Raw genomic sequence first — 25,234 nt, 5'->3', positions numbered from 1 at the left:
GGCATATCGGACAAACCCGCGAACGCCGCCGAATGTCTAGCGTGATCTCACCTGCCGTATCGCAAGGAGTACCGATGACCTCGCCCCATCCCGTCGACATCCGGCTGCCGTGGACACGGCTGCTGGCCTTCGGCATCCAGCACGTCCTGATCATGTACACCGGATGTGTCACCGTCCCACTGGTATTCGGCGCGGCGGCCGGACTCGACCAGGCCACCATCGGACTGCTGATCAGCGCCGACCTGCTGGTAGCCGGCTTCATCACCATGGTGCAGAGCCTCGGGGCCGGACGGTTCGTGGGCGCGCGGCTGCCCATCATCTGCGGCGCCACCTTCGTGGCCATGTCGCCGATGATCCTCATCGCCAAGGAGTACGGCCTACCCGCCGTCTACGGCTCCATGCTCATCGGCGGTCTCATCGGGCTGGCGCTGGCCTGGCCGTTCGCCATGATCGTGCGATTCTTCCCGCCGCTGGTGACCGGCACCGTGCTCACCGTGGTCGGCATCTCGCTCATCGGCGTGGCGGGCGGACTGATCGTCGGCACCGATCCGGGCGACGCGGCCTTCGGCGATCCCGCCCGCATCGGACTGGCCGCCGTGGTGCTGGTGATCGCGCTGGTCTTCACCTGTCTGGGGCGCGGCGTGTGGTCGCAGCTCGGCATTCTCATCGCGCTCGCCGTCGGCGTGCTCATGGCCGTACCCATGGGCCTGGTGACGCTGGACGGCGTCGGGGCGGCGGACTGGCTCGGCATCCCGCGGCCGTTCCACTTCGGCGCGCCGGAGTTCCCGCTCGCCGCGGTGGTGGCCATGACCATCGTGATCGCGGTGGTGTTCGCCGAGTCCACGGCGAGCATGCTCGCCATCGGCGAGATCACCGGGAAGAAGGTCGGGCGTGCGGAACTGGGACGCGGGCTGGCCGGTGACGGACTGTCGGCGGTGCTGGCCGGTGTGTTCAGTTCCTTCATCGACACCGTCTTCAACCAGAATGTCGGCGCGGTCGCAGCCACCCGGGTGTACAGCCGCTACGTGACGGCGGTCAGCGGTGCGCTGCTCATGATCCTCGGCATCGTGCCCCGCTTCGGCGCGGTGGTGGCGGCGGTGCCGAAACCGGTGGTCGGCGGCGTGGGCCTGGTGCTGTTCGCGACCATCGCCGTGATCGGCGTCAACACCCTGCGCAAGGCCGACCTGACCGACCGCGTCAACCTGACCATCGCCGCGACCGCCATCGGCGTCGGCCTGATCCCCGTCCTCACCGACGGCATGTTCGACCGCTTCCCGTCCTCCGCGCAGATCCTCCTCGACAGCGGCATCTCCCTGGCGGCGGCCACCGTCTTCACCCTGAACCTGCTCTTCAACCACACGCCGCTAGGCGACCTCGCGCGTGGGGCGGCCGACACGGGGCGAGGGGGAACTGGTGGCGGAACGCTCTCGGGCGATGCCGCCACCAGTTCCCCCTGATCGGTTGTCCAGCGGTCAGCCGCAGGCGTTCACCCATTCGGAGAGGCCGTCGGCGAAGCGCTGCCGCTTCCAGATGGGGACCTCGTGTTTGATGCGGTCCACCAGGTCGGCGCAGACGGTGAAGGCTTCGGCGCGGTGCGGGGCCGCCACCGCGACCGTGATGGCGAGGTCGCCGATGGTGAGGGCGCCGATGCGGTGCACGGCCGCCACCGGCAGGCCGCTGGCCGCGGCCACCTCGGCGCAGACCTGGTGCAGGAAGCGTTCGGCCTCGGGATGGGCGGAGTACTCCAGGGCCGAGACCGATTGGCCGCCATCGTGATCGCGGACCTTGCCGGTGAACACCACGACCGCGCCGTGCTCGGGACCGGATACCGCCCGCTCCACCTCGTCGGGGTTCAGCGGCTGCTCGCTGATCCGGGCCAGCAGGTCACTCATGGCTGCCTCCTCCGGCCACCTGGGCCAGCAAGTGTTCGAGCAGTGGTTCCAGTACGGCGATGCCGTCCTTCACTCCACCCGGCGACCCGGGCAGGTTGACGATCACCGTGCGCCCCGCCAGCCCCGCGACGCCTCGGCTCAGCGAGGCCAGCGGGAATTTCGCGGTACCCCGCTGCCGGATCGCCTCCGCCACCCCCGGCAGTTCACGATCCAGCACCTGCAGCGTCGCCTCCGGGGTGGCATCGGTGGGCGAGGCTCCCGTCCCGCCGGTGCTGATCACCAGCGCGGGCTCTTCCGACAACGCGTCCGACAGGCCGTAGGCAATATCGGTGTCGGCGTACACCAGCGGTCCCCGCACCGAGAAGCCCAGTCCGGCAAGCCATTCCACCAGCCGAGGCCCCGTGGTGTCGGTCCGCGTCCCCGCCGCGGCCCCGGTCGAGGCAACCAGTACCGCCGCCGCGCGGCCCGCGCCGAACGCATCGGGCCCGGGGCGGTCGGCGGAGTCTCCGGATGGCCGTTGCGCCGTGGGGTGCGCGTGCCCGCCCGTATCGCGCGGTGGCTCCCCGGCGTGAGGTGGGCGTGGTGTGCCGGTGTCGTTCGGATGCGTGGGCGACTCGGCAGGCACGTGCCGGTGGCCTGCGCCGCGCGGGTGCGCTGAAGCGTCCGCGGTGGTCCGCTCGGTGCCGGTATCCGCCGGGGTGTCCGCTGGCCGCTCCCAATGCCCGTGCTTCCCACCGTCTTTGGTGAGCAGGCGGACATCGTTCAGAGTGGCGGCCGGGTCCACGGCCTTGACCATGTCGTGCAGGGTGAGCCCGGCCACCGCCACGGCGGTGAGGGCCTCCATCTCGACCCCGGTGGGGCCCTTGGTTTTCGCGGACGCCTCGATGGTGATGGCGGCGTCGGTGAAGTCGAAGCGCACATCCACCGAGGACAGGGCCAGCTGGTGGCACAGCGGAATGAGTTCCGACGTCTTCTTGGCCCCGTTGATTCCGGCGATGCGGGCGGTGGACAGCACATCGGCCTTGGGCATGTCGTCGGCCCGCACCAGCCGCACCACCTCGGGCGTGGTCCGCAGCTCACCGGCCGCCACCGCCACCCGCGTGGTGTCGGCCTTGGCGCTCACATCCACCATGCGAGCGCGTCCCTCCCGATCCACATGGGACAACTCACTCATGCCCACCAGCGTTCCACAGTCGCCCCGGTGGGGCTGCACGGGGAGGCGGGGTTCGTGCGTTCCTCCGAAATGCCGCGAGCCGCGATTCGCCCATCCTGGTGGATGAGCCGAGCCGGTGGGCGGCGGGTCAGAGTCGCCGCACCCGCACCGGTGACCCGGCGGGCAGGTCGGTCACCTCGGCCGGAATGTCGATCAGCACGTCGGCGGCGGCCATCGAGGCGATGAGGTGGGAGCCGGGACCGGCGACCAGGGCGACGCCGTCGTCGGCGCGGCGACCGCGCAGGAACTGGCGACGACCGGCGGGGGAGCGGACCGGTTCCAGCAGGGCCAGCTCGTCGACCTCGACCGGCTCCAGCCCGGCCAGCTCACGCAGGATCGGGCGGGCGAAGACCTCGAACGACACGGCGGTCGACACCGGATTGCCGGGGAAGCTCAGCACCGGCACCCCGTCCACCACCGTGACGCCCTGTGGTCCGCCGGGTTGTACTGCGACGGAACCGAATTCGCCGCCCAGGGTCGCGAGCACATCCTTCACCACCTCGAAATCGCCCTGGGACACGCCACCGGAGGTGAACACCACATCGGCGGCGGCCGCGGCGGCGGTCACCAATGCGCGGAACTCGGCCGGGTCGTCGGAGCTGTGGCCGACCGACACCACCTCGACGTCGTTGTCCGCCAACGCCGTTGCCAGCGTGAGCCCGTTGGAGTCGTAGATCTGACCGGGCCGCAGCACGCTGCCCGCGGGCATGAGTTCGTCACCGGTGGTCAGCACGGCCGCGCGCACCCGCCGCGCGACCGGGACCTCGGCCAGTCCGACCGCCGCCAGCGCCGCCACGTGCCGGGGCGCGAGCCGGGTGCCCGCCGCGACCAGCAGCGCCCCGGCCCGCACGTCGGTCCCGGGTTCGCGCACGAAATCGCCTGCGGCGCGCCCCTTCTCGATGGTCACGGTGGAGCCGTCGGTGCGGGTGTCCTCGACCGGCACCACACAGTCCGCGCCCGGCGGCAGCGGTGCGCCGGTCATGATCTTCACGGCCGTCCCGGCGGACAGTTCCGCGTCACCGGCCATCCCCGCCGCCACCACACCGGCGAGCGGCAGCGTCACAGGTACCGTCGCCACCGATTCGGACCGCACCGCGTATCCGTCCATGGACGAGTTCCGGAAGACCGGCAGATCCAGGGGGGAGTGCAGATCCTCGGCCAGCCGCCGTCCGAGCGCGCGCGCCATCGGAATCCGCTCGGTCTCCCGGTCTGCCAGTGGACGCAGCAGACTGTCGATGCGTTGCCGGTGGTCGTCGACGGACCGGGCCCGCATCCGAACTGGCCGAGAAGTCATGCGGGTCAGCCTATACGCGCGCCGCGGCGGGCCCGCTCGGCACGACAGGCCGAGCGGGGGACTGGACATACCCGTAATAATGGTCGGGTGACCGTGGTCGTGATGGGAATTCCCGCCGTACGAGCCGGGCGACCCTCTCTCGACGGTCGCCCCGATACCCCGTTCCTGGTGGACCGCTACGGTCGCACCGCCCGCGACCTGCGCGTCTCCATTACCGAGAAGTGCTCGCTGCGGTGTACCTACTGCATGCCGGAGGAGGGCCTGCCGCCCATTCCGGCCGAGGAACTGCTCACCACCGACGAGATCGTGCGCCTGGTCACGCTGGCCGTGCACGAACTCGGCGTGCACGAGGTGCGCTTCACCGGCGGTGAACCGCTCATGCGCCGCGACCTGGAGCGGATCATCGCCGGCTGCCGCGCCGCGCTACCGGATACGCCGCTGGCCATGACCAGCAATGGCGTCGGTCTGGAGCACCGCGCCCGCAAGCTGGCCGAAGCGGGGCTGAACCGCGTCAATGTCTCCCTCGACACCGTCGACCGCGACGGTTTCGCCCGGCTCACCCGCCGCGACCGCCTCGAGTCGGTGCTCTCCGGTATCCGCGCCGCCCAGCGCGAGGGGCTGGCCCCGGTCAAGGTGAACGCCGTGCTCATGCGCGAAACCCTTTCCGGCGCAGCGGATCTGCTGCAATGGTGTATCGACGAGGGCTGCGAGCTGCGCTTCATCGAGGAGATGCCGCTCGACGCCGACCACGAGTGGGCGCGGGCCAATATGATCACCGCCGCCGAACTGCTGGAGGTGCTGGGCGAGCGCTTCACCCTCACCGAGATCGGCCGTCCCGACGACCCGTCCGCCCCCGCCGAGAACTGGTTGGTCGACGGCGGCCCCGGCACCGTCGGCATCATCGCCTCGGTGACCCGCAAATTCTGCGGCGACTGCGACCGCACCCGCCTCACCGCCGACGGCCGCATCCGCTCCTGCCTGTTCAGCGATCAGGAATACGATGTGCGCGCGCCCCTGCGCTCCGGCGCCTCCGACGCGGAGATCGCCACCCTGTGGCGCGGCGCCATGTGGAACAAGTGGGCGGGTCACGGTATCGACGCCGCCGACTTCCAGCCCCCCGAGCGAACGATGGGAGCCATCGGTGGTTGAGGTCCGCTATTTCGCCGCGATCGCCGACGCGGTGGGCAAGGACAAGGAGACCCTGGACCTCCCCGCCGGAGCCACGGTCGCCGACCTGCGCCACACCCTCGCCACCACCTACGGCCCCGACCTGGACCCCATGCTCCGCGTCTGCGCCTACCTCGTCGGCGACGAACTCACCAGGGACGCGGCGACTCCCCTCACCGCACGGGTGGACGTCCTGCCCCCCTTCGCGGGCGGCTGAACCGTCGCGGCTATCGCCACCAGGTGTCGAGCGGGGTCACCGGGACGGTGCGCTTGTGGCGGGTGTTGCGGAAGATCGTTTCGAGGCGGTCGGCGACCTCGGGGGTGACGTCCTTGCCCTCGAGGTAGTCGTCGATCTGGGCGTAGGTCAGGCCCAGGGCCTCCTCATCGGGGAGGGCGGGGCGGTCGTCCTCGAGGTCTGCGGTGGGGACCTTCTGCCAGACGCTGGGCGGGGCGCCGAGTTCCTGGAGCAGGGCCGCGCCCTGGCGTTTGGTGAGGCCGGTGAGCGGGGTGATGTCCACGCCGCCGTCGCCGTATTTGGTGAAGAAGCCGGTGACGGCCTCGGCGGCGTGGTCGGTGCCGACCACCAGGAGGTTCAGCTGACCGGCGATGGCGTACTGGATGACCATGCGCTCGCGGGCCTTGATATTGCCGCGCACGAAATCCCGCAGCCGGGTCTCGGTGCCGAGCAGCCCCGCCACGCCGAGCGCGACCTCCTCGCCCGCGGCATCGGCGCTCGGCTTGACGTTCACCGCCACCGAGCGGTCCGGCCGGATGAACCGCAGCGCGATCTGCGCATCCTCCTCGTCGGCCTGCACCCCGTAGGGCAGCCGCACCGCCACGAAGGTGGCCTCGGCGCCCTCGGCGCGCAGTTCCTCGGCGGCGAGCTGGCACAGCCGCCCGGTCAGCGTGGAGTCCTGGCCGCCGCTGATGCCGAGCACGAATCCCTGGGCGGGCGTGGCGCGCAGGTAGTCCTTGAGGAAGTCGATGCGCCGCCGCACTTCGAGTTTCGGTTCGATGGTCGATGCCACGCCCAGTTCGGCGATGATCTCGTCACGCAGGTTCCCCATTGCGCACACTCTACTGCGCGGCCGCAGCGGTGACCCGGCGCACGAGGGTCTCCCAGTAGTCGCCGATCTGCGCCAGGGTGTACCCGAGCACCCGGGTCTGGTGCAGTACCAGGCCCGCGTCCAGTGCGGCCAGCAGCGTATCCGCGAGCAGCCAGCCGCCGTCGGTCACGTCGGCCTGCCGAAGCAGCAGCGCCACATGGGATCTGGTCACGTTGTAGGGCGCGCTGGCGTAGCGGTCGGCGTCGAGGGTCGCCTCCCGGCGCACATCGCCCTCCACCTCGATACCGGCCAGCCGTGCCCGCCCGAAGGCGATGAGCCGCTCCACCGGCGGTGCGCCCGGCCCCAGCGGCGGCGGGCCGAACATGTACGCCGCCTGGAGCTTCTTCTCCGACTGGTCCAGCAGCGCGTGCATGAGCCCGGACCGGTTGCCGAAGCGCCGGAACACCGTGCCCTTGCCGACGCCCGCCCGCCTGGCGACGGCGTCCATGGTGACGGCTTCCGCGCCCTGTTCGCGCACCAGCGCCTCGGCGGCGTCGAGCAGCAGTTGGCGGTTGCGGGCGGCATCGCTGCGTTCGGCGTGCTCGGTGGTGGGCAGCGGGATGCCGCCCGGCAGCGACGGCGGCGTCCTGGGCTCGATCGAGAGCGAGTCGGACGGCAGCGGTTCGGGCCGCTCCGCCGGGGGTGTGTCACGCATCACGGTGCCCTTCTGGAGACCCGGGAATGTATACGGACCGTGGTCCGGTTAGTGTTCGATGAACGTACCACCCACCGATCACAATCTCAGGAGTGCCCGCCATGTCCCAGACCCGTCTGCTCGCTCTCGTCGGAAGCCTGCGTGCCGCCTCCATCAACCGCCGCCTCGCCGAGGCCGCCGCCAAGACGGCGCCCGAGGGCGTGGAGATCGCTCTCTACGACGGTCTCGCGGATATCCCTTTCTACAACGAAGATCTGGATGTCGAGGGCAAAGTGCCCGCCGCCGCGCAGGCGCTGCGTGACGCGGTCGCCGCCGCCGACGGTCTGCTGCTGGTCACGCCCGAATACAACGGCACCCTCCCGGCCGTGCTGAAGAACGCCATCGACTGGGCCTCGCGCCCCTACGGCGCCGGCGCCATCAAGGGCAAGCCCGCCGCGGTGGTGTCCGCGTCCATCAGCCCGAACGCGGCCAAGTGGGCGCACGGGGACACCGTCAAGGCGCTGGGTGTGGCGGGTGCGACCGTGGTGGAGAATGCCCACCTGCACTTCGGCACCATCGGCAACCGGTTCGTCGACGTCCACCCGGCCGATGACGCCGAGGCGCTGACCCAGCTGGCCGCGACCGTCGTCTCCCTGGCGGAGTCGGCCAACGGCAACCTGGTCACCGCCTGACCGGCGACACTCCGAATCCCCACGAGGCCACGGCTTTCGACGCCGTGGCCTCGTCGTGTGCGGCGGGAAGTGCGCCCCGGCGACACGCCGGGGCGCGTCTCGATTCGGTGTCGGCCGCATGACGGGACGGTGCTGCGACACCCGCGTACCCGTGGTGTGCGTGTGACCCGCGTGATGGGTGTTATGCGTGATGACGCAGGGTTTGCTGAGAATGTGCTACTTGCCGAAATTGTGATCTCTGCCTCAGTCGTGTCGAGTTGCGAATTGAGTGGCCAGGTACTTACGACACCGGAATTTCACCTTTGTGAGTCGCAACATGTCGTGTTGTATGAATCTGTCGGCCACTAGGTGTAGTGTCTACAGCGCTGGAAAGCCACCCGAGATGAACAGTGGGTCGGATCGGGTGACCAGGGGCTTCGGTTCCGCTTCCAGGGGTTTGCGCAGCTAGTACGTGGATCTTGTTTCAGCCGTGCACTGCATACGGATCAAAGGCGAGGAGAAGGGGACACAATGACCATCACCGTGTACACGAAGCCTGCTTGTGTTCAGTGCAATGCCACCTACAAGGCGCTCGACAAGATCGGCGTCGACTACGACGTCGTCGACATCTCCGAGAACCCCGAAGCCCGCGACTACGTCATGGCCCTGGGCTACCTGCAGGCCCCCGTCGTCGTCGCCGGTGACGACCACTGGTCCGGCTTCCGCCCGGACCGCATCAAGGCGCTCGCCACCGTCGCGGCCTGAGCGGCCCCCCAGCGGCGTGCGGGGAAGCTCGCCGCTGGTCGCAGGTTCGCCCGATCGAACTGGGAAGGTGGCCGACATGTCCACCCAGACAGCCAATCTGGTCTACTTCTCGAGTGCGTCGGAGAACACGCACCGCTTCGTGGAGAAGCTGGGTCTCCCGGCGCTCCGCATACCACTGCATACCGCCGACTCGCTTCGCGTCGATGAACCCTACGTGCTGATCGTCCCCACCTACGGGGGTGGTCGGCACGTCCTGGGTGGGAACCGATCCGAGAAGGAATTCGTGCCCCGGCAGGTGGCCAAATTCCTCAACGATCCCCACAACCGCGCCCTGCTGCGCGGCGTGATCGCGGCCGGCAATACGAACTTCGGCGATACGTACTGCTTTGCGGGAGAGGTGATCTCGCGCAAGGCGGGAGTGCCGTACCTGTATCGCTTCGAACTCATGGGAACTGCCGAGGACGTCGAGCGCGTCCGAGAGGGATTGGGATTGTTTTGGCAACGACAACAGCACCGGTCGGAAAGACTGCCCGCGTAGAGCGTCCGGTCAGCGGGGACTCCAGCACCACCGAGGGCCTGGACTACCACGCCCTCAACGCCATGCTGAACCTGTACGGGCCGAACGGCGAGATCCAGTTCGACAAGGATCGCGAGGCCGCGCACCAGTACTTCCTGCAACACGTCAACCAGAACACCGTCTTCTTCCACAACCTCGACGAGAAGCTCGACTACCTCATCGAGGAGAACTACTACGAGACAGAGGTTCTGGAGAAGTACAGCCGCGCCTTCATCAAGCAGCTGTTCCAGCAGGCGTACGCCAAGAAGTTCCGGTTCCCCACCTTCCTCGGCGCGTTCAAGTACTACACCTCGTACACGCTCAAGACCTTCGACGGCAAGCGCTACCTGGAGCGCTTCGAGGATCGCGTGTGCATGGTGGCGCTGACCCTCGCCGACGGTGACGAGATCCTGGCCTCGGAACTGGTCGAGGAGATCATGGCGGGCCGCTTCCAGCCCGCCACCCCGACCTTCCTCAACTCGGGCAAGAAGCAGCGCGGCGAGCCGGTGTCCTGCTTCCTGCTGCGCATCGAGGACAATATGGAGTCCATCGGGCGCTCCATCAACTCCGCCCTGCAGCTGTCCAAGCGCGGCGGCGGAGTCGCGTTGCTGCTCAGCAATATTCGTGAGGCCGGCGCCCCGATCAAGAAGATCGAGAACCAGTCCTCGGGCGTCATCCCGATCATGAAGCTGCTGGAGGACTCGTTCTCCTACGCCAACCAGCTCGGTGCGCGGCAGGGTGCGGGCGCGGTGTACCTGCACGCCCACCACCCCGACATCTACCGCTTCCTCGACACCAAGCGCGAGAACGCGGACGAGAAGATCCGCATCAAGACGCTGTCGCTGGGCGTGGTGATCCCGGACATCACCTTCGAGCTGGCCAAGAAGAACGAGGACATGTACCTGTTCTCGCCGTATGACGTGGAGCGCATCTACGGCGTGCCGTTCGCCGACATCAATGTCACCGAGAAGTACTACGAGATGGTCGACGACAAGCGCATCCGCAAGTCGAAGATCAAGGCGCGCGAGTTCTTCCAGACCATCGCCGAGCTGCAGTTCGAGTCCGGCTACCCGTACATCATGTACGAGGACACGGTGAACCGGTCGAACCCGATCAAGGGCAAGATCACCCACTCCAACCTGTGCTCGGAGATCCTCCAGGTCTCCACCCCCTCGGAGTTCAACGACGATCTCTCGTATTCCAAGGTGGGCAAGGACATCTCCTGCAACCTGGGCTCGCTGAACATCGCCAAGACCATGGACTCGCCGGACTTCGGCAAGACCGTGGAGACCGCCATCCGCGCGCTCACCGCGGTCTCGGATCAGACGCACATCTACTCGGTGCCGTCGATCGAGCAGGGCAACAACGAATCCCACGCCATCGGCCTCGGACAGATGAACCTGCACGGCTACCTGGCGCGTGAGCGCGTCTTCTACGGTTCCGAAGAGGGCGTGGACTTCACGAACATCTACTTCTACACCATCGCCTACCACGCGGTGCGGGCGTCGAATCTCATTGCCAAGGAACGGGGTACGTACTTCGGCGGCTTCCCGGAGTCCAAGTACGCCTCGGGCGAGTACTTCGACAAGTACACCGAGCAGGCGTGGGAGCCCAAGACCGAGCGGGTGCGCCAGATCTTCGCCGACGCGGGCGTGCACATCCCCACCCAGGACGACTGGCGCGAGTTGAAGGCGTCGGTCATGCAGTACGGCATCTACAACCAGAACCTCCAGGCCGTGCCGCCGACCGGTTCCATCTCCTACATCAACCACTCGACCAGCTCGATCCACCCGATCGCCTCCAAGATCGAGATTCGCAAGGAGGGCAAGATCGGCCGCGTCTACTACCCGGCCCCCTACCTGACCAACGACAATCTCGACTACTTCGAGGACGCCTACGACATCGGCTACGAGAAGGTCATCGACACCTACGCCGCCGCCACCCAGCACGTGGACCAGGGCCTGTCGCTGACGCTGTTCTTCAAGGACAGCGCCACCACCCGCGACGTCAACAAGGCTCAGATCTACGCCTGGCGCAAGGGCATCAAAACCCTCTACTACATCCGCATCCGGCAGATGGCCCTGGAGGGCACCGAGGTCGAGGGCTGCGTGAGCTGCATGCTCTGAACCGAGCAACGGTCGAGGGCGCTTCCGGTAGGTGAACCGGGAGCGCCCTCGGCGTTTCTAACCGGGGATCGGCGTCGATGCTGACACCATCTCTGCCGTGACCGATGGGACGCGGCGAATTGGGATTCTGCTGTTCAACGGGGTCGAGGAGCTGGATTTCGCGGGGCCCTGGGAGGTCCTCGCCTTCTGGACCAAGATGTGTCCGGAGGACGGCTGGGAGGTGTTCACCTTCTCGCGGCACGGGGAGAGCGTGGAATGCGCCAAGGGGCTGAAGGTGATTCCGGACTACGCCCTGGAGGACGCGCCGCCCATGGACGCCGTGGTGTTCCCCGGCGGCAAGGGCACCCGGTGGATGCTGCGCGACGACGCCGTACTGGCCTGCGTGCGGCGGTTCCGGGAGAAGATTCCGCTCATCACCAGCGTGTGCACCGGATCGCTGGTGCTGGCCGCCGCCGGACTGCTGCACGGGCGACCGGCGACCACGCACTGGCTGTCGCTCGACGTGCTGGCGCAGCTGGACCCGACCATCGACGTGCGGCGCGATGAGCGGTTCGTCGACGACGGCGACATCATCACCGCCGCCGGTGTGTCCGCGGGGATCGACATGGCCCTCTACCTGGTGCAGCGGCTCGCGGGCAAGGACCGCGCCCAGTGGGTGCGCCGCGGCATCCAGTACGACCCCGTACCGCCGACCGGCACCGACTGGCCCGACGGCGCGGAATGGGAGATCGGGTCGGTCGATCCGACCGCCGAATCCCGCGCCGACACCGGCCAACTCGCCCGTCTGGTCCGCTGAAACGTCAGCGGGTGCGGTAGTTCCGTGATCCGGCGGGGCCGGAGCCGCGATCTCGCCGGACGGACCGCCGCCAACCCTGCTCCGGTCTCGCGGGCGGATGTCAGGCGGCGTTCTCGCGTTCGATGCGCCAGACCTGGCGGACCGTGAGGGCGTCGAAACGCCAGCCGTCCTCGGTGCGGACCGCGCCGAAACGGTAGACGCCGCCGATGCGGCGGACCGGTTCCGGATCGTCGGCCCGGCCGAAATAGCCGACCAGATTGGCACGCACCTCGGCGCGGTCGCCGTTCACATCCACCAGCACACCGCTGACGATGTGCTGAAGATTCGGGAAATCGGTGTGATTGCGCGTGGCCTGCGCAATCACCTTGTCGCGGCCAACGGCGGTGCCGCCCGGAGTGGTGGCCGTGGCCTCGGGTGTGAACAGCTGGGGGAGGGCCTGGAAGTCGTGCTCGTCCAGGGCCACGCCGAGGCGGGTGACCAGCCGGCTGATCTCGGCCTCGTCGTCACGGACCGAATCCATCGGGGCCGCGCCGCCGCCCGCCGTGCACGCGGTAGCGGCCGCCGCGAGCAGCGCGAATGTTCCGGTCAGCGCGACGCGCCGAATCGCCCCGGACAACCGGCGCGCCGGTCGAGGGCCGGCGTGGGGCACTGCCACGGTCGCGTGGCGATGAACGGTGTCATGGGTCGATGTCGCATCGGAGTGGGAGGGATGGTTCGTGTGCATGGCGAATCCTCGTGTCGGGCAATCCTGTCAGGGATTAATGTTGGTGATGCCAACGAATATATGTTGGCTCGACCAACAATGCAAGCCCTGGTTTAGGCTGAGATCGTGGATCCCCGCACCGCGCCGCGCCGACTGCGCTCGCTGCCGACCTGGCTGCTCGCACAGAGCGCAGCTCAGGGGCACCGGATCGTCGGCGAACGACTGAGCTCCGCCGATATCGCACACCGCTACCACTTCTCGCTGCTGGCGGCGCTCGACGAATCCGGGCCGACCAGTCAGGCCGATCTGGGTCGTCGCATCGGGCTCGACCGCAGTGACGTCACCGCCGCCATCACCGATCTGGAGCGCGGCGGCTACATCGAACGCGCCCCCGACCCCCGCGACCGCCGCCGAAACCTGGTGCACCTCACCGACTCCGGCCGCCGCCACCTCGACACACTCGACACCCTCATTCGCACCGCCCAAGCCGAACTCCTGACCCCCCTCACCGGCGAAGAGCAACGCCACCTCATCCGCCTGCTCCGCGCCATCGTCGACCACCACGCCTGACCGCGACGGGGAACTGGTGGCGGCGGGTACTCGCGCGATGCCGCTACGAACTCCCCCCTGATCGATCGTCCAGCGGCTAGGGGTCGGTGAGGTGGTCGGTGTCGTTGTAGGTGGTGAGGTGGAGGTGGGTGGCGGTGCGCTGCCAGCGGGTGATGGAGGCGTTCGCCAGTTGGGTGCTTTCGATCTCGAGGATGCGGGGCTCGTCCAAGCTCTCCAGGAGGTAGCGGGTCATGACGATCACCAGGTCGTGGGTGAAGACCAGGACATGGCCGGAGAGTTCGGGTAGCAGGGTGCGCAGCCGCAGCGCCACATCCGGCCAGGACTCCCCGCCGGGTGGGCGATAGTAGAAGCGCCCCAACCGTTCCCGCTCCCGGAACTGCTCGGGATGGCGGCGGCGCACCCCGTGTGCGGTCAGCCCCTGGAGGACACCCTTCTCGTGGTCGCGCAACCGCTCGTCGAGGCGCGGCTGCGGCCAGTCCGTATCCGCCAGCGCGATCTCCGCGGTCTGCCGCGCCCGCAGATACGGTGAACTCAACACCGTTTCGGGTCGCGGCCACGCCCGCAACCGCGCCCCCACGGCCGCGGCCTGCGCCCGCCCCACCGCCGACAGCGCGAAGTCCGCATCCCTTGTCCCGGAACCGAATTCCTCGTCCCCCGCCGCCTGCGCCACCCGCGCCGCCGCATTCCCGACGCTCTCGCCGTGCCGCACCATGGTGAGTGATTCCAACCGCACCCCTCCACCCCAGCACATCACCGTGCCCGCCGCGCGCACCGCGGGTGGCCGCTGTGGTGGCGTGTCGCTGCCCACATGTGGCCGGTGGATTCGGCGGGTTTGGCCGTTGGCTGTATCCTGCACGAGGATGATTTTTTGCGCTCGCAATATGGCGAGTGGTCTCTGACGGTGCACGGCGACGATGGAGGAGGTGGGTTGCATGCGCAGCGAACCCCCCAGTCGAAGGCCGCGCGGCGCCGTCCCCTCGTTCCGCGGATAGGGCAGTAGGACTGTCGCGGCCGGGGCGGTGCCTCGCGGTGTGAAACCAGGTGTTTGCCCTCGTTCACCCCTTTACTCGCCTGCCCGGCCGAGGTTCCGTCATGACGCAGACAGATCTGCACGTCGCTCCGTCGACGTTGCCCGCATTCACCCCGCTGACGACGCGCGAGGCGGTATCGCCCCGGTGCGATACGCCCCTGCCCCGTCACGAAACCGCCCTGTCGCCCCACGATCCGGCGCTGCTGTCCGACCGCGAAGGTGCGCTGTCGGAACTCGGCGGCGCACTGTCAGATTGCGCGAGCGCGGTGTCCGACCGCAGCGGCGTGAATCCCGGGCGCGACGGTGCGCCGCCCGAGCGTGCGGCACTGTCCGCTCAGGGCGGCGACCTGTCCGACCGCGAAGGTGCGGGGTCCGGGCAGGTGCGGCCGCGGGCCGAGTCGGGTGGCGCGCCGCCCGAGCGCGAGGGCTTTGCTCGCGGTCGCGAGCCCGTGACCGAATACGTTGCCGCGCAGGAGGTTCCGGTGCAGCAGTCCGCTTCCACGCACGATGAGGACCGTGCGCCCTACGTTCCGCTGCGCGACATCGTCGACCCGCATCGCGTCGGCCCCACGCTGGAGTGGCTGGACGATCACGCGCCGCACGTGATCGCCGACGAACTCGCCCGCATGGACGCCGTCACCGCCGGGATGGTGTTCCGGCTGCTGGACAAGGACCGTGCCCTCGATGTCTTCGAGGAGCTGGAACCCGTCGACCAGCAGCAGATTCTGAGCGGGCTGCGGGACGAGCGCTTCCGGGAACTGGTCGAGGAGATGGATCCCGACGACCGCGCCCGCATGCTGCGCGAGGCCCCCGCCAAGGTCGCCAAGAAGGTCCTCGCCGGACTCAGCCCGCGCGAACGGCGCATGACCGCGCAGCTGCTCGGCTACCCCGAGGGTTCCGTCGGCTACTACATGACGCCGGAAGTCGTCGCGCTGCCGCGTAATCTGCCGGTCGCGCAGGCCCTGCAGTGGGTGCGCACCAAGGGCGGCAACGCCGAGACCGTCTACACCCTCCCGGTGGTGGACGGTGGCCGCCGCATCATCGGCGTGGTGGAGCTGCGCGATCTGGTGCTCTCCTCCCCGGACGCCATGATCGCCGATCTGGTGGCGGCCGAACCGGTGTTCGTGCGCGCCACCGACTCCGCGGAGAAGGCCGCCCGCCTCATGCAGGGGGCCAACCTCATCAACCTGCCGGTGGTGGACAGCGAGGATCGCCTCGTCGGCCTGCTCACCATCGACGACGCCATCGAGGTCATCGAGGCCGCCGACTCCGAGGATGTGGCCCGCCAGGCCGGTGCCGCGCCCTGGGAAGGCCACTACATGGCGGCGGGTGTCTTCCAGCTGGCGCGCTACCGCGCCATGTGGCTGACGCTGCTGCTGGTCGCGGCCACCTTGACGGTGTCGGTCACCGACCTGTTCGAGGGCACCCTGGAACAGGCCGCGCATCTGGCCCTGTTCATTCCGCTGATCATCGGTGCGGGCGGCAATGCCGGCGCCCAGGCCGCCACCTCCTGCGTGCGCGCCGTGGCCGTGGGTGAGGTGCGGGGTTCGGACCTGTTCCGGGTGGTGTGGCGCGAATGCCGGGTGGGCCTGCTGCTGGGCACCATGCTCGCGCTGATCGGCGTGGTGATCGGCGGACTGTTCGTCGGCATGGAAATCGCCGCGGTGGTGGGGATTACGCTCGTGCTCATCTGCGCGTGGGCGGCCACCATCGGCGGCACCATGCCACTGCTGGCCAAGAAGCTGCGCATCGACCCGGCGGTCATCTCGGCCCCGATGGTCACCACCCTGGTCGACGCGACCGGGCTCATCATCTACTTCACCACCGCGAAATTGGTGCTGGGGATCTGAACCTCAGCGCATGAACGGCAAACCTTCGGGCGGTCCCCCGCCGACGGCCGCCCGAAGGTGCTGTGACAGAGTGCACGGCGGCGCGTCCGCGCCGCGCGGGGTGTCTCCGCCCACCTTTTCGAGGGTAACCCGGCTATCACCCCAGGACGCCGAACGACACAACACCTTGTGTTGTAAAACTTTGTCCGCCACAAGTAGTAGTGTCCAGGGCAAGAGAATTCGGTGAGCTGGGAAGGGTGAGTGAACGGGCGTGACCGCTGAGACGCATACGACGATGCGTGTGACCAAGGTGATCGATCGAGTGTCGGCGATCAACTGGAACCGCGTGCCCGACGAGAAGGACGCGGAGGTCTGGGACCGGCTGACGGGCAACTTCTGGCTGCCCGAGAAGGTACCCGTCTCCAATGACATTCCGTCGTGGAACACGCTGACCCCCCACGAGAAGCAGTTGACCATGCGGGTCTTCACCGGCCTCACCCTGCTCGACACCATCCAGGGCACGGTCGGCGCGGTGAGCCTCATTCCGGACGCGCTCACCCCGCACGAGGAGGCGGTGCTCACCAATATCGCCTTCATGGAGTCGGTGCACGCCAAGAGCTACAGCTCCATCTTCTCCACGCTGTGCTCCACCCGCGAGATCGACGACGCCTTCCGCTGGTCGGAGGAGAACCCGAACTTGCAGCGCAAGGCGCAGATCGTCATGGACTACTACCAGGGCGACGATCCGCTCAAGCGCAAGGTGGCCTCCACCCTGCTGGAGAGCTTCCTGTTCTACTCCGGTTTCTACCTGCCCATGTACTGGTCCTCGCGGGCCAAGCTCACCAACACCGCGGACCTGATCCGCCTCATCATCCGCGACGAGGCCGTGCACGGGTACTACATCGGCTACAAGTACCAGAAGGGTCTGGAGCAGGTCTCCCAGGCCGAGCAGGACGAGCTCAAGTCCTACACCTTCGAGCTGCTGTTCGAGCTGTACGAGAACGAGGTCGAGTACACCCAGGATCTCTACGACGAGGTCGGCCTGACCGAGGACGTCAAGAAGTTCCTGCGCTACAACGCCAACAAGGCGCTGATGAACCTCGGCTACGAGGGTCTGTTCCCCAAGGACGAGTGCGATGTGAACCCGGCGATCCTCTCGGCGCTGTCGCCCAATGCCGACGAGAACCACGACTTCTTCTCGGGCTCGGGTTCGAGCTACGTGATCGGCAAGGCCGTCAACACCGAAGACGAGGACTGGGAGTTCTAGGAGCGTTGAAAGGTGCGGGCCGGTAACCGTATTCGGTTACCGGCCCGCACACTTCCGAGGTATACGCGAGGATCAGTCGGTCACGTAGCCGTTGAGGGTGTTGCGGATGTCCTCCAGCAGGGCCCGTGCCGCGGTGACGCCGCTGCCGTGCCAGATCACGTCCTCGACGGCGAAATTGCGCTTGTCGGCGACCGCGCCGAGTTTCCTCCAGTCGTCGCCGCGCATGAGCGATTCGCCGAAATCGCGGCCCTCGGGCCCGTCGAACATGACGTAGACGAGGTCGCCCTCCACCTGGTCCCGATTCTCCTGGGACGACACATCCGCCAGTTCGAAGCTCGCGCCGCGCTGCGCGGTCGGCCGCTGCACTCCGGCATCGCCCAGCACCTGCCCGGCGAAGCTGTCCCCGCCCAGCACCTGGAGGTCGTCGGCGCGGAAGCGCACCACCGACGCCTGGGTCAGGTTGGCGGCCACCGCGTTTCCGGTGTCGCGGGCCGCGGTGCGGTAGTCGGCGAGCACCTGATCGGCGGCCCGCTCCCGGCCCAGCGCCGTGGCGATAGCGGAGAACTGCCGCTGCCAGCCGCCGTCGCCGGAGACCAGCACGGTGGGCGCGATACCGCGCAGCGCGTCGTAGCTCGCGCCGTCGGTCGCGCCGCCGATGATCACGTCCGGGTCCAGGGCGGCGATCTGCGCGGGGTCGGGCGTGCCGACCATGCCGACCGCCGGAATCTCGGAGATGCCGGTGCCCAGATAGGCGGGCTGCGGGGTGGGACCGGCGACGGTGGCCGCGCCGACCACACGCTCCCACAGGCCGAGCGCGCAGATCGCGTCCAGCGCCGGGGTCGAGATCACCACGATGCGTTGCGGATCGGCGGGCACCTCCACGGTCCCGGTGGTGGTGTCGACGGCGCGGGTCGCGCCCGCGGCCGGATCGGCGGTGGTGGGCAGCGCGCACGCGGTGCGGGTGTCACGTTCCAGGCCGACCACACCCGCGCCCGCGATATTCGTGGTGGTGCGCACGATGGCGCTGGCGGCGTCGTCGGCCGGTTCGGCACAGCCTGCCAGCAGACCGGTCGGCAGCACCGCGGCGGCGGCCAATGCCACCCCCCAGGTGCGCAAACGCCGCGCGGAACCGGGGGAGGGGGCGTACGGGGTTCGGGTGGAAGCGGACTCGCGCACCGACATGCGGAGGAGCGTACAGGCGCGAGTCCGGACACCCAATCGCGACGCTCGGATTTCGGCCGGATCGGCGGCCCGGGAACTTCGGGACCAAGGTCCCCGGCAGTCCGTTACCAAGGCCAATTACGACAGAGAGTAGGACCGGCCGCGACCGCTGCGGCAGCACGGTTTACGATTCACAACAGCGCAAGCCACCCGTCGTTCGCGTGTGCGTGAAAACGCCGACGCCGGAAGCAACCGCGACGAACGACCAGAAGGCACCTGTCAGGAGGTTCAGTGACTGCCGTAGAGCCACGCCCAGTCCGTGAAGTGGAAGCGGCTCGGCCATACCCGCCCCGTGTGGGTCCCAAGGGTTCGTTCATCTACAAGATGGTCACCACGACAGACCCGAAGGTCCTCGGCGTCATGTACCTGGTGACGGCGATGTCCTTCTTCCTCATCGGCGGCCTGATGGCGCTGCTGATGCGCGCCGAGCTGGCCCGGCCGGGCCTGCAGTTCCTGTCGCCGGAACAGTTCAACCAGCTGTTCACCATGCACGGCACCATCATGCTGCTGTTCTACGCGACCGCGATCGTGTTCGGCTTCGCCAACATCATCCTGCCGCTGCAGATCGGCGCACCCGACGTCGCCTTCCCGCGCCTGAACGCCTTCAGCTACTGGCTGTACCTGTTCGGCGGCACCATGGCGACCGCGGGCTTCATCACCCCCGGTGGCGCGGCCGACTTCGGCTGGACCGCCTACACCCCGCTCTCGGACATCGTGCACTCGCCCGGCGTCGGCGCGGACCTGTGGATCCTGGGTCTGGCCGTCTCCGGCCTGGGCACCATCCTCGGCGGCGTCAACATGATCACCACGGTGGTCTGCCTGCGCTGCCCGGGTATGACCCTGTTCCGCATGCCGATCTTCACCTGGAACATCCTGGTGACCTCGGTGCTGGTGCTGCTGGCCTTCCCGCTGCTGACCGCCGCGCTCATGGCGCTGGCCTACGACCGGCACCTGGGCGGCCACATCTACGACCCGGCCTCCGGCGGCACGCTGCTGTACCAGCATCTGTTCTGGTTCTTCGGGCACCCCGAGGTGTACATCATCGCGCTGCCGTTCTTCGGCATCGTGTCGGAGATCTTCCCGGTCTTCAGCCGCAAGCCGATCTTCGGCTACACCACGCTGGTGTACGCGACGCTGGGTATCGCCGCGCTGTCCATCGCCGTGTGGGCGCACCACATGTACGCCACCGGCGCGGTGCTGCTGCCGTTCTTCTCGTTCATGACCTTCCTGATCGCGGTGCCGACCGGTGTGAAGTTCTTCAACTGGATCGGCACCATGTGGCGGGGTCAGCTGACCTTCGAATCACCCATGCTGTTCTCGGTCGGCTTCCTGGTCACCTTCCTCTTCGGTGGTCTGTCGGGCGTCCTGCTGGCCTCGCCGCCGCTGGACTTCCACGTGTCCGACACCTATTTCGTGGTGGCGCACTTCCACTACGTGCTCTTCGGCACCATCGTGTTCGCCACCTACGCGGGCATCTACTTCTGGTTCCCGAAGATGACCGGTCGCATGCTGGACGAGCGCCTGGCCAAGTGGCACTTCTGGGCCACCTTCGTGGGCTTCCACACCACGTTCCTGGTGCAGCACTGGCTGGGTAACGAGGGTATGCCGCGTCGCTACGCGGACTACCTGCCCACCGACGGGTTCACCACGCTGAACACCATCTCCACCATCGGCGCCTTCATTCTGGGCGCGTCGATGCTGCCGTTCATCTGGAACGTCTTCAAGTCCTACCGCTACGGCGAGGTGGTGACCGTGGACGATCCGTGGGGCTACGGCAATTCGCTGGAGTGGGCGACCGCATGCCCGCCGCCGCGGCACAACTTCTACGAGCTGCCGCGCATCCGCTCCGAGCGTCCGGCGTTCGAGCTGCACTACCCGCACATGATCGACCGCATGCGCGCCGAGGCGCACGTGGGTTGGGGTGGAAAGGCGCACACCGTCAAGGAGACGGCGAAGGTCTGACCTGAGCCGATCGAGCAGCGCGGCGGCCGTCCTCGGACGGCCGCCGCGTTCGCGTTTCCGCTGTCACATCGCGGCGCGCGGGATCGAACGACCGACGGCGGGTGATGCCCGCCACCGGGGCGGTGGTCGGCGCGGGCGACCGGCGGCACACCTGGAAGAATGAGCGGGCCGTCGTGTGCCGACGGTCAGGTCATACGCGAGAACGGAGTTTCGATTGAGCACGTCTGACACGACGGTTCTGGTCACGGTCACCGGACCCGACAAGCCGGGCGTGACGTCGGTGCTGCTCGCGGCACTGGCGAACAACTCCGTGAGCCTGCTCGACGTGGAGCAGGTCGTGATTCGCGGTCGCCTGACCCTGGGCGTGCTGGTGACCTGTCCCAGCGATCCGGAGGCCCTGCAGGATCAGCTCGAGGACGCCATGGCCACCGTCGGTATGCATGTCGACGTGGAGATCGGCGCGAACAGCGTCTCGGGCGCGAAACTGTCCACCCACGCGGTGGTCGTGCTCGGCAGCCCGGTCACCGCGCGCGCCTTCGGGGCCATCTCGCGGGAACTGGCCGGGCAGGGCGTCAATATCGACTCCATTCGCGGTATCGCCGACTATCCGGTGACCGGGCTGGAACTCATGGTCACGGTGCCCTCCGCGCCCGCCGTCGCGGTGCCGATCGGCGACGCGGGCCGCCCCGAGGTGGTCGAGACGGCGTCCGACGCGGTCGATACCGGCATGGCGGAGACGCGACTGCGCACCGGTCTGGCCGAGGTGGCCGTGAAGGCTGGCGTGGACGTGGCGGTCGAGCGTGCGGGCCTGGCGCGCCGCTCCAAGCGGCTCGTCGTCTTCGATGTGGACTCCACCCTCATCCAGGGCGAGGTCATCGAGATGCTGGCCGCGCACGCGGGGGTGGAGGACGAGGTCCGCCAGGTCACCGAGGCCGCCATGCGCGGCGAGATCGACTTCGCCGAATCGCTGCGCCAGCGGGTGGCGACGCTGGCCGGGCTGGACGCCTCGGTGATCGACGAGGTCGCCGACCGCATCGAACTCACCCCCGGGGCGCGCACCACCATTCGCACGCTGCGCCGCCTCGGCTTCCGCTGCGGTGTGGTCTCCGGCGGGTTCCGCCAGGTCATCGAACCGCTCGCGCACGAGCTGGAACTCGATTTCGTGCAGGCCAATACGCTCGAGATCGTCGACGGCAAGCTCACCGGCAAGGTGGTGGGCGATATCGTCGACCGTGCCGCCAAGGCGGTGGCGCTGCGGCGGTTCGCCGCCGAGGCCGGTGTGGCCATGGAGCAGACCGTCGCGGTGGGTGACGGCGCCAATGACATCGACATGCTCAATGCCGCCGGGCTGGGCATCGCCTTCCAGGCCAAGCCCGCGCTGCGCGAGGTGGCGGACGCGGCACTGTCGCATCCGTACCTGGACGCGATCCTGTTCATTCTCGGCGTCACCCGCGACGAGGTGGAGGCGGCCGACGCCCGCGACGGGATGCTGCGCCGGGTACCGCTCAACAGCTGACTCGCCCGCGTCGATGGCCGGTATGCCAGGAATTCGCCAGTAGGCTCGCCTCATGCGTAGCCTCCTGCCGGTCGTGGCGCTCGGCCTGGTGCTCGTCGGCTGTTCCACCGACTCCGGCGACTCCGACACGGCATCGACCACGGCGCGGCCCACCACCGCGTCGAGCACCACCGCCTCCACCACGAATCCGTCGACCACCGCGCCCGACCCCGCGCCGAGCCCGGTCACGGTCGACCGGTCCGCGAACGGCACCGAACTGGAGGTGCGGCCCGGCCAGCGCCTGCTGGTACGGCTGCCGTCCAATCCGTCCACCGGATATTCCTGGGGGACGGTGCGATTCGACCAGGGCATCCTGATCCAGGACGGCGATCCGGACTACCAGGCGGATCCGGGCCCGGACATGCCGGGCAAGGGCGGCACCGAGACGTGGGCGTTCCGCGCCGAGCGGCCGGGGACGACCACTCTCGAACTGGTGTATGCCCGGCCGTGGGAAGAGCCTTCCGACGCCGATGAGCGCTTCACCCTCACCGTTCGCGTCGCGTAGTTCCGTCCCGGCACGTCGACAATGCACTCGCCGGAAACGCACTCGCCCGAAACGCACTCGCCAGCGGGCGAGTTGGCGGCGCCCGGCATTCTCGAGCAGAGTGGATCGGTGACCGAAGATGTGTGCGATATCGAATCAGCATCCGGATTGGCGGAATTCGCGGTACGGCACGCGGAATTGGCGCGCGGATACGGCGGCGCCGGCGATCCCGACGATCCGGCGTTGGTCCAGGCCATGCAACTGGTACTGCATATTCCGAAGGCCGATCCGCCCCGCCGTGACGCGGTGCTGGCCGCTGCCGCCGCCGCGACGGTCGCCCTGTGTCTCGACGAACGGGTGGGTCCGGGCGGGCCGTGGGCGGACCGGTACCTGGCGTGGCAGCGGTCGCGGATCCGCAAGGTCGCCCGCCGGGCCCGTGGCGCACACTGGCTGGCCGCCCAGGAGGTGGACGGGGTGACCGTGGATCTCGACGGCGCGCAGGCGCGGGCCCTGGTGCCCGGACCGGTCGGGTCGGTCGACGCGCGGATCAAACGCCTGCAGATCGGCGGCACCGAACTACCCCTCGATGAACCAGGCGATCTCGACGAGAGGTATCCGGTGCTATGGGTGAACGCCGAATTGGGTATGTCCGTGGGTAAGGCTGCCGCACAGGTGGGACACGCGAGCATGCTGCTCGCCGGGGCCCTGCCCGTGCAGCAGGTGTATGCCTGGTCCGAGAGCGGCTTCCGCTGTGCCGTGGCGGATGCCGACCCCGGTCGCTGGGCACGGCTGCGACAACGCGTGGCCGAGGGCGGTGCGATCGCCGTCCGGGATGCCGGATTCACCGAGGTGGCTCCGGGGTCGATGACGGTGATCGCGGTGCCGGGACGGTGACGGAACATCGCCGCGCCGCGGGACGTTCGAATTGTTGCGTGATTGCCGCGCCGATGTCCCAGCGATGAACCGAACGGTCTCCACACTGGCCTATGTGTGCTGCGGGTATCGACTTCGCCGTACCGCTGGGCAAGGATCGGGGCACGAGTTTCCGCGGGAGGAAACACGGAGATGACTACTCTGCTGGTGATTCTTATCGTGTGGGTGCTGCTGTCCATTCCGGCGGCGCTGATTCTGGCACGCATGTTCCGCAGGCCGCGCGTCGAGCGGCGGCCGTCGGAATTCGACAGCCTAGAAATGCGGGAGCGTGCGCGACGCTGGGAATTCGACCGTCCGGCCGACGAATTCGGCCGCGATCGGCGGCCCAGCGGACTGTGACACACGCCCGTGATCGCACACCACGTTGACGCGTGTCCTGGGGCGTGAGACAAGATGGAGCCCGTGCCGCAACCGGATCCCGATCTGCTCATCGACTTCAACGACGTCACCGTCCGACGTTCCGGTCACACCCTCGTCGGGCCGGTCACCTGGCAGGTGGAACTCGACGAACGCTGGGTGGTGCTCGGCCCCAACGGCGCCGGGAAGACCTCATTGCTCCGTATGGCCGCCGCCGAGATGTATCCCACCTCGGGGACGGCGAACCTGCTGGGGGAGGTGCTCGGCCGGGTCGACATCAGCGAGCTGCGCCCCCGGATCGGACTCTCCTCGGCGGCCGTGGCCAGCCGAGTCCCGCTCGACGAGAAGGTCTCCGACCTGGTGGTCTCGGCCGGATACGCGGTCATGGGCCGCTGGCGGGAACGCTACGACGACATGGATACCGACCGTGCCGTCGACGTGCTGGAAAGTCTGGGCGCCGAACACCTTTCCGACCGCGCCTACGGCACCCTCTCCGAGGGTGAACGCAAGCGGGTGCTCATCGCCCGCGCGCTCATGGCCGATCCGGAACTGCTCCTGCTCGACGAACCCGCCGCCGGGCTGGACCTGGGCGGCCGGGAGGAGTTGGTGGAACGCCTGGGCGATCTGGCCGCCGACCCCGACGCGCCCGCCACCGTGCTGGTCACCCACCACGTCGAGGAGATCCCGCCGGGCTTCACCCACGGCATGCTGCTCAACGAGGGCGCGGTGGTCGCGCAGGGGCTGCTCGAGGATGTGCTCACCGCCGACAATCTCAGCGAGGCGTTCCGCCAGTCCATCACCCTCGACCGCATCGACGGCCGCTATTTCGCGCGCCGCAGCCAGCGCTTCGGTCGGCACCGCACCCGCTGACTCGGTGCGGGTGGCGCCTCACACCTGCGTTTCGCTTGCTCCGATTCGGTTACGCGGCTGGTGAATCGGTGTCATGCTCACCGCGTTCGGGGCATTCGTCCGATTCGGTGACGAACGTCCGTTGCGTCGCGGACCTTGCGGCGGGCAAACTGTCCGCAACATGTCTGGGGCGCACCGAGCAGGACGGACAGCGTGCGCTGCGCGCTCGCCGTCCTGGGGCGAACGCTCAGCGC

At 68.4% G+C, this 25,234-nt stretch carries 25 protein-coding genes; 17 read left to right on the top strand and 8 right to left on the bottom strand.

The window, feature by feature from the left end; all coding sequences use genetic code 11:
* Window positions 1–74: 74 nt before the first annotated feature.
* Window positions 75–1,457: a uracil-xanthine permease family protein gene (locus tag FOH10_RS22325; RefSeq protein ID WP_143982191.1), complete on the top strand. Its 1,383-nt coding sequence runs from the start codon at window positions 75–77 to the stop codon at window positions 1,455–1,457.
* A gap of 15 nt (window positions 1,458–1,472) precedes the next feature.
* Here the strand turns inward: FOH10_RS22325 and FOH10_RS22320 are convergent, their stop codons facing one another.
* From FOH10_RS22320 to FOH10_RS22310, 3 genes are all read right to left on the bottom strand, one after another.
* Window positions 1,473–1,892, bottom strand: a complete 420-nt coding sequence (locus FOH10_RS22320; protein WP_143982190.1) for a molybdenum cofactor biosynthesis protein MoaE — start codon at window positions 1,890–1,892, stop codon at window positions 1,473–1,475.
* Window positions 1,885–3,066 carry a bifunctional molybdenum cofactor biosynthesis protein MoaC/MoaB gene (gene moaCB, locus FOH10_RS22315; RefSeq protein WP_143982189.1) on the bottom strand — a complete coding sequence of 394 codons (1,182 nt, stop codon included), beginning with the start codon at window positions 3,064–3,066 and terminating at the stop codon, window positions 1,885–1,887. Before moaCB ends, FOH10_RS22320 begins: the two co-directional genes overlap by 8 nt.
* Before the next feature lie 127 nt (window positions 3,067–3,193).
* The gene (locus tag FOH10_RS22310; RefSeq protein ID WP_244961328.1) at window positions 3,194–4,399 is read right to left on the bottom strand and encodes a molybdopterin molybdotransferase MoeA; all 1,206 of its coding nucleotides are present in this window, start codon (window positions 4,397–4,399) and stop codon (window positions 3,194–3,196) included.
* Between the two features lie 87 nt (window positions 4,400–4,486).
* Between FOH10_RS22310 and moaA the strand changes: the two genes are divergently transcribed.
* Window positions 4,487–5,548 carry a GTP 3',8-cyclase MoaA gene (gene moaA / locus FOH10_RS22305; protein WP_143982188.1) on the top strand — a complete coding sequence of 354 codons (1,062 nt, stop codon included), beginning with the start codon at window positions 4,487–4,489 and terminating at the stop codon, window positions 5,546–5,548.
* Window positions 5,541–5,783 (top strand): MoaD/ThiS family protein, encoded by a 243-nt coding sequence (locus FOH10_RS22300; RefSeq protein ID WP_029927306.1) that lies wholly within the window; start codon window positions 5,541–5,543, stop codon window positions 5,781–5,783. Before moaA ends, FOH10_RS22300 begins: the two co-directional genes overlap by 8 nt.
* A 10-nt stretch (window positions 5,784–5,793) precedes the next feature.
* Here the strand turns inward: FOH10_RS22300 and nadE are convergent, their stop codons facing one another.
* Together nadE and FOH10_RS22290 are read right to left on the bottom strand one after the other, a co-directional pair.
* A complete protein-coding gene (nadE, locus tag FOH10_RS22295) occupies window positions 5,794–6,633 on the bottom strand; it encodes an ammonia-dependent NAD(+) synthetase (protein ID WP_143982187.1) in 840 nt (279 codons plus the stop codon).
* A gap of 10 nt (window positions 6,634–6,643) precedes the next feature.
* Window positions 6,644–7,327 carry a TetR/AcrR family transcriptional regulator gene (locus tag FOH10_RS22290; RefSeq protein ID WP_143982186.1) on the bottom strand — a complete coding sequence of 228 codons (684 nt, stop codon included), beginning with the start codon at window positions 7,325–7,327 and terminating at the stop codon, window positions 6,644–6,646.
* A gap of 101 nt (window positions 7,328–7,428) precedes the next feature.
* On the opposite strand from FOH10_RS22290, the gene FOH10_RS22285 reads away from it, so the two are divergent.
* The 5 genes from FOH10_RS22285 to FOH10_RS22265 all read left to right on the top strand — a co-directional run bounded on the left by FOH10_RS22285 (window position 7,429) and on the right by FOH10_RS22265 (window position 12,220).
* The gene (locus tag FOH10_RS22285; protein WP_143982185.1) at window positions 7,429–7,998 is read left to right on the top strand and encodes an NAD(P)H-dependent oxidoreductase; all 570 of its coding nucleotides are present in this window, start codon (window positions 7,429–7,431) and stop codon (window positions 7,996–7,998) included.
* Window positions 7,999–8,508: 510 nt separating this feature from the next.
* Window positions 8,509–8,742: a redoxin NrdH gene (locus FOH10_RS22280; RefSeq protein ID WP_029927314.1), complete on the top strand. Its 234-nt coding sequence runs from the start codon at window positions 8,509–8,511 to the stop codon at window positions 8,740–8,742.
* 76 nt (window positions 8,743–8,818) lie between these two features.
* Window positions 8,819–9,280: a class Ib ribonucleoside-diphosphate reductase assembly flavoprotein NrdI gene (nrdI, locus tag FOH10_RS22275; protein WP_029927316.1), complete on the top strand. Its 462-nt coding sequence runs from the start codon at window positions 8,819–8,821 to the stop codon at window positions 9,278–9,280.
* Between the two features lie 62 nt (window positions 9,281–9,342).
* On the top strand, window positions 9,343–11,424 hold the full coding sequence (gene nrdE, locus FOH10_RS22270; protein WP_228814853.1) for a class 1b ribonucleoside-diphosphate reductase subunit alpha: 2,082 nt from the start codon (window positions 9,343–9,345) through the stop codon (window positions 11,422–11,424).
* Window positions 11,425–11,521: 97 nt separating this feature from the next.
* Window positions 11,522–12,220 (top strand): DJ-1/PfpI family protein, encoded by a 699-nt coding sequence (locus FOH10_RS22265; protein ID WP_143982184.1) that lies wholly within the window; start codon window positions 11,522–11,524, stop codon window positions 12,218–12,220.
* A gap of 100 nt (window positions 12,221–12,320) precedes the next feature.
* Here the strand turns inward: FOH10_RS22265 and FOH10_RS22260 are convergent, their stop codons facing one another.
* Entirely contained in the window at window positions 12,321–12,836 is a 516-nt protein-coding gene (locus FOH10_RS22260; protein ID WP_186000553.1) for a nuclear transport factor 2 family protein, read from the bottom strand.
* Window positions 12,837–13,049: 213 nt separating this feature from the next.
* Here FOH10_RS22260 and FOH10_RS22255 point away from each other — a divergent pair, with 213 nt between their 5' ends.
* Entirely contained in the window at window positions 13,050–13,493 is a 444-nt protein-coding gene (locus tag FOH10_RS22255) for a MarR family winged helix-turn-helix transcriptional regulator (protein WP_143982182.1), read from the top strand.
* A 76-nt stretch (window positions 13,494–13,569) separates the two neighbouring features.
* Here the strand turns inward: FOH10_RS22255 and FOH10_RS22250 are convergent, their stop codons facing one another.
* Window positions 13,570–14,349, bottom strand: a complete 780-nt coding sequence (locus tag FOH10_RS22250; RefSeq protein WP_221937855.1) for a histidine phosphatase family protein — start codon at window positions 14,347–14,349, stop codon at window positions 13,570–13,572.
* A gap of 236 nt (window positions 14,350–14,585) precedes the next feature.
* On the opposite strand from FOH10_RS22250, the gene mgtE reads away from it, so the two are divergent.
* Window positions 14,586–16,373 carry a magnesium transporter gene (gene mgtE, locus FOH10_RS22245; RefSeq protein WP_244961327.1) on the top strand — a complete coding sequence of 596 codons (1,788 nt, stop codon included), beginning with the start codon at window positions 14,586–14,588 and terminating at the stop codon, window positions 16,371–16,373.
* A gap of 280 nt (window positions 16,374–16,653) precedes the next feature.
* The gene (gene nrdF, locus FOH10_RS22240; protein ID WP_244961326.1) at window positions 16,654–17,619 is read left to right on the top strand and encodes a class 1b ribonucleoside-diphosphate reductase subunit beta; all 966 of its coding nucleotides are present in this window, start codon (window positions 16,654–16,656) and stop codon (window positions 17,617–17,619) included.
* A 72-nt stretch (window positions 17,620–17,691) separates the two neighbouring features.
* Here the strand turns inward: nrdF and FOH10_RS22235 are convergent, their stop codons facing one another.
* Entirely contained in the window at window positions 17,692–18,801 is a 1,110-nt protein-coding gene (locus tag FOH10_RS22235; protein ID WP_143982181.1) for an ABC transporter substrate-binding protein, read from the bottom strand.
* A gap of 270 nt (window positions 18,802–19,071) precedes the next feature.
* On the opposite strand from FOH10_RS22235, the gene ctaD reads away from it, so the two are divergent.
* From ctaD to FOH10_RS22205, 6 genes are all read left to right on the top strand, one after another.
* A complete protein-coding gene (gene ctaD, locus FOH10_RS22230; protein WP_029927330.1) occupies window positions 19,072–20,802 on the top strand; it encodes an aa3-type cytochrome oxidase subunit I in 1,731 nt (576 codons plus the stop codon).
* A gap of 214 nt (window positions 20,803–21,016) precedes the next feature.
* Entirely contained in the window at window positions 21,017–22,318 is a 1,302-nt protein-coding gene (gene serB, locus FOH10_RS22225; protein ID WP_039816290.1) for a phosphoserine phosphatase SerB, read from the top strand.
* Between the two features lie 52 nt (window positions 22,319–22,370).
* The gene (locus FOH10_RS22220) at window positions 22,371–22,862 is read left to right on the top strand and encodes a protease inhibitor I42 family protein (RefSeq protein ID WP_143982180.1); all 492 of its coding nucleotides are present in this window, start codon (window positions 22,371–22,373) and stop codon (window positions 22,860–22,862) included.
* Between the two features lie 108 nt (window positions 22,863–22,970).
* Window positions 22,971–23,735: a peptidyl-tRNA hydrolase gene (locus tag FOH10_RS22215; protein WP_244961325.1), complete on the top strand. Its 765-nt coding sequence runs from the start codon at window positions 22,971–22,973 to the stop codon at window positions 23,733–23,735.
* Window positions 23,736–23,906: 171 nt separating this feature from the next.
* Window positions 23,907–24,113, top strand: coding sequence for a hypothetical protein (locus FOH10_RS22210; protein WP_143982178.1), 207 nt, complete (start codon window positions 23,907–23,909; stop codon window positions 24,111–24,113).
* Window positions 24,114–24,167: 54 nt separating this feature from the next.
* The gene (locus tag FOH10_RS22205; RefSeq protein ID WP_029927341.1) at window positions 24,168–25,001 is read left to right on the top strand and encodes an ABC transporter ATP-binding protein; all 834 of its coding nucleotides are present in this window, start codon (window positions 24,168–24,170) and stop codon (window positions 24,999–25,001) included.
* The last annotated feature ends 233 nt before the right edge of the window (window positions 25,002–25,234 follow it).

Source organism: Nocardia otitidiscaviarum (assembly GCF_007362295.1).
In the GTDB taxonomy this organism is placed as follows: Bacteria; Actinomycetota; Actinomycetes; order Mycobacteriales; family Mycobacteriaceae; genus Nocardia; species Nocardia otitidiscaviarum.
The sequence above is the reverse complement of the archived record's forward strand: the minus strand, read 5'-3'. Positions and strand labels throughout refer to the sequence as shown.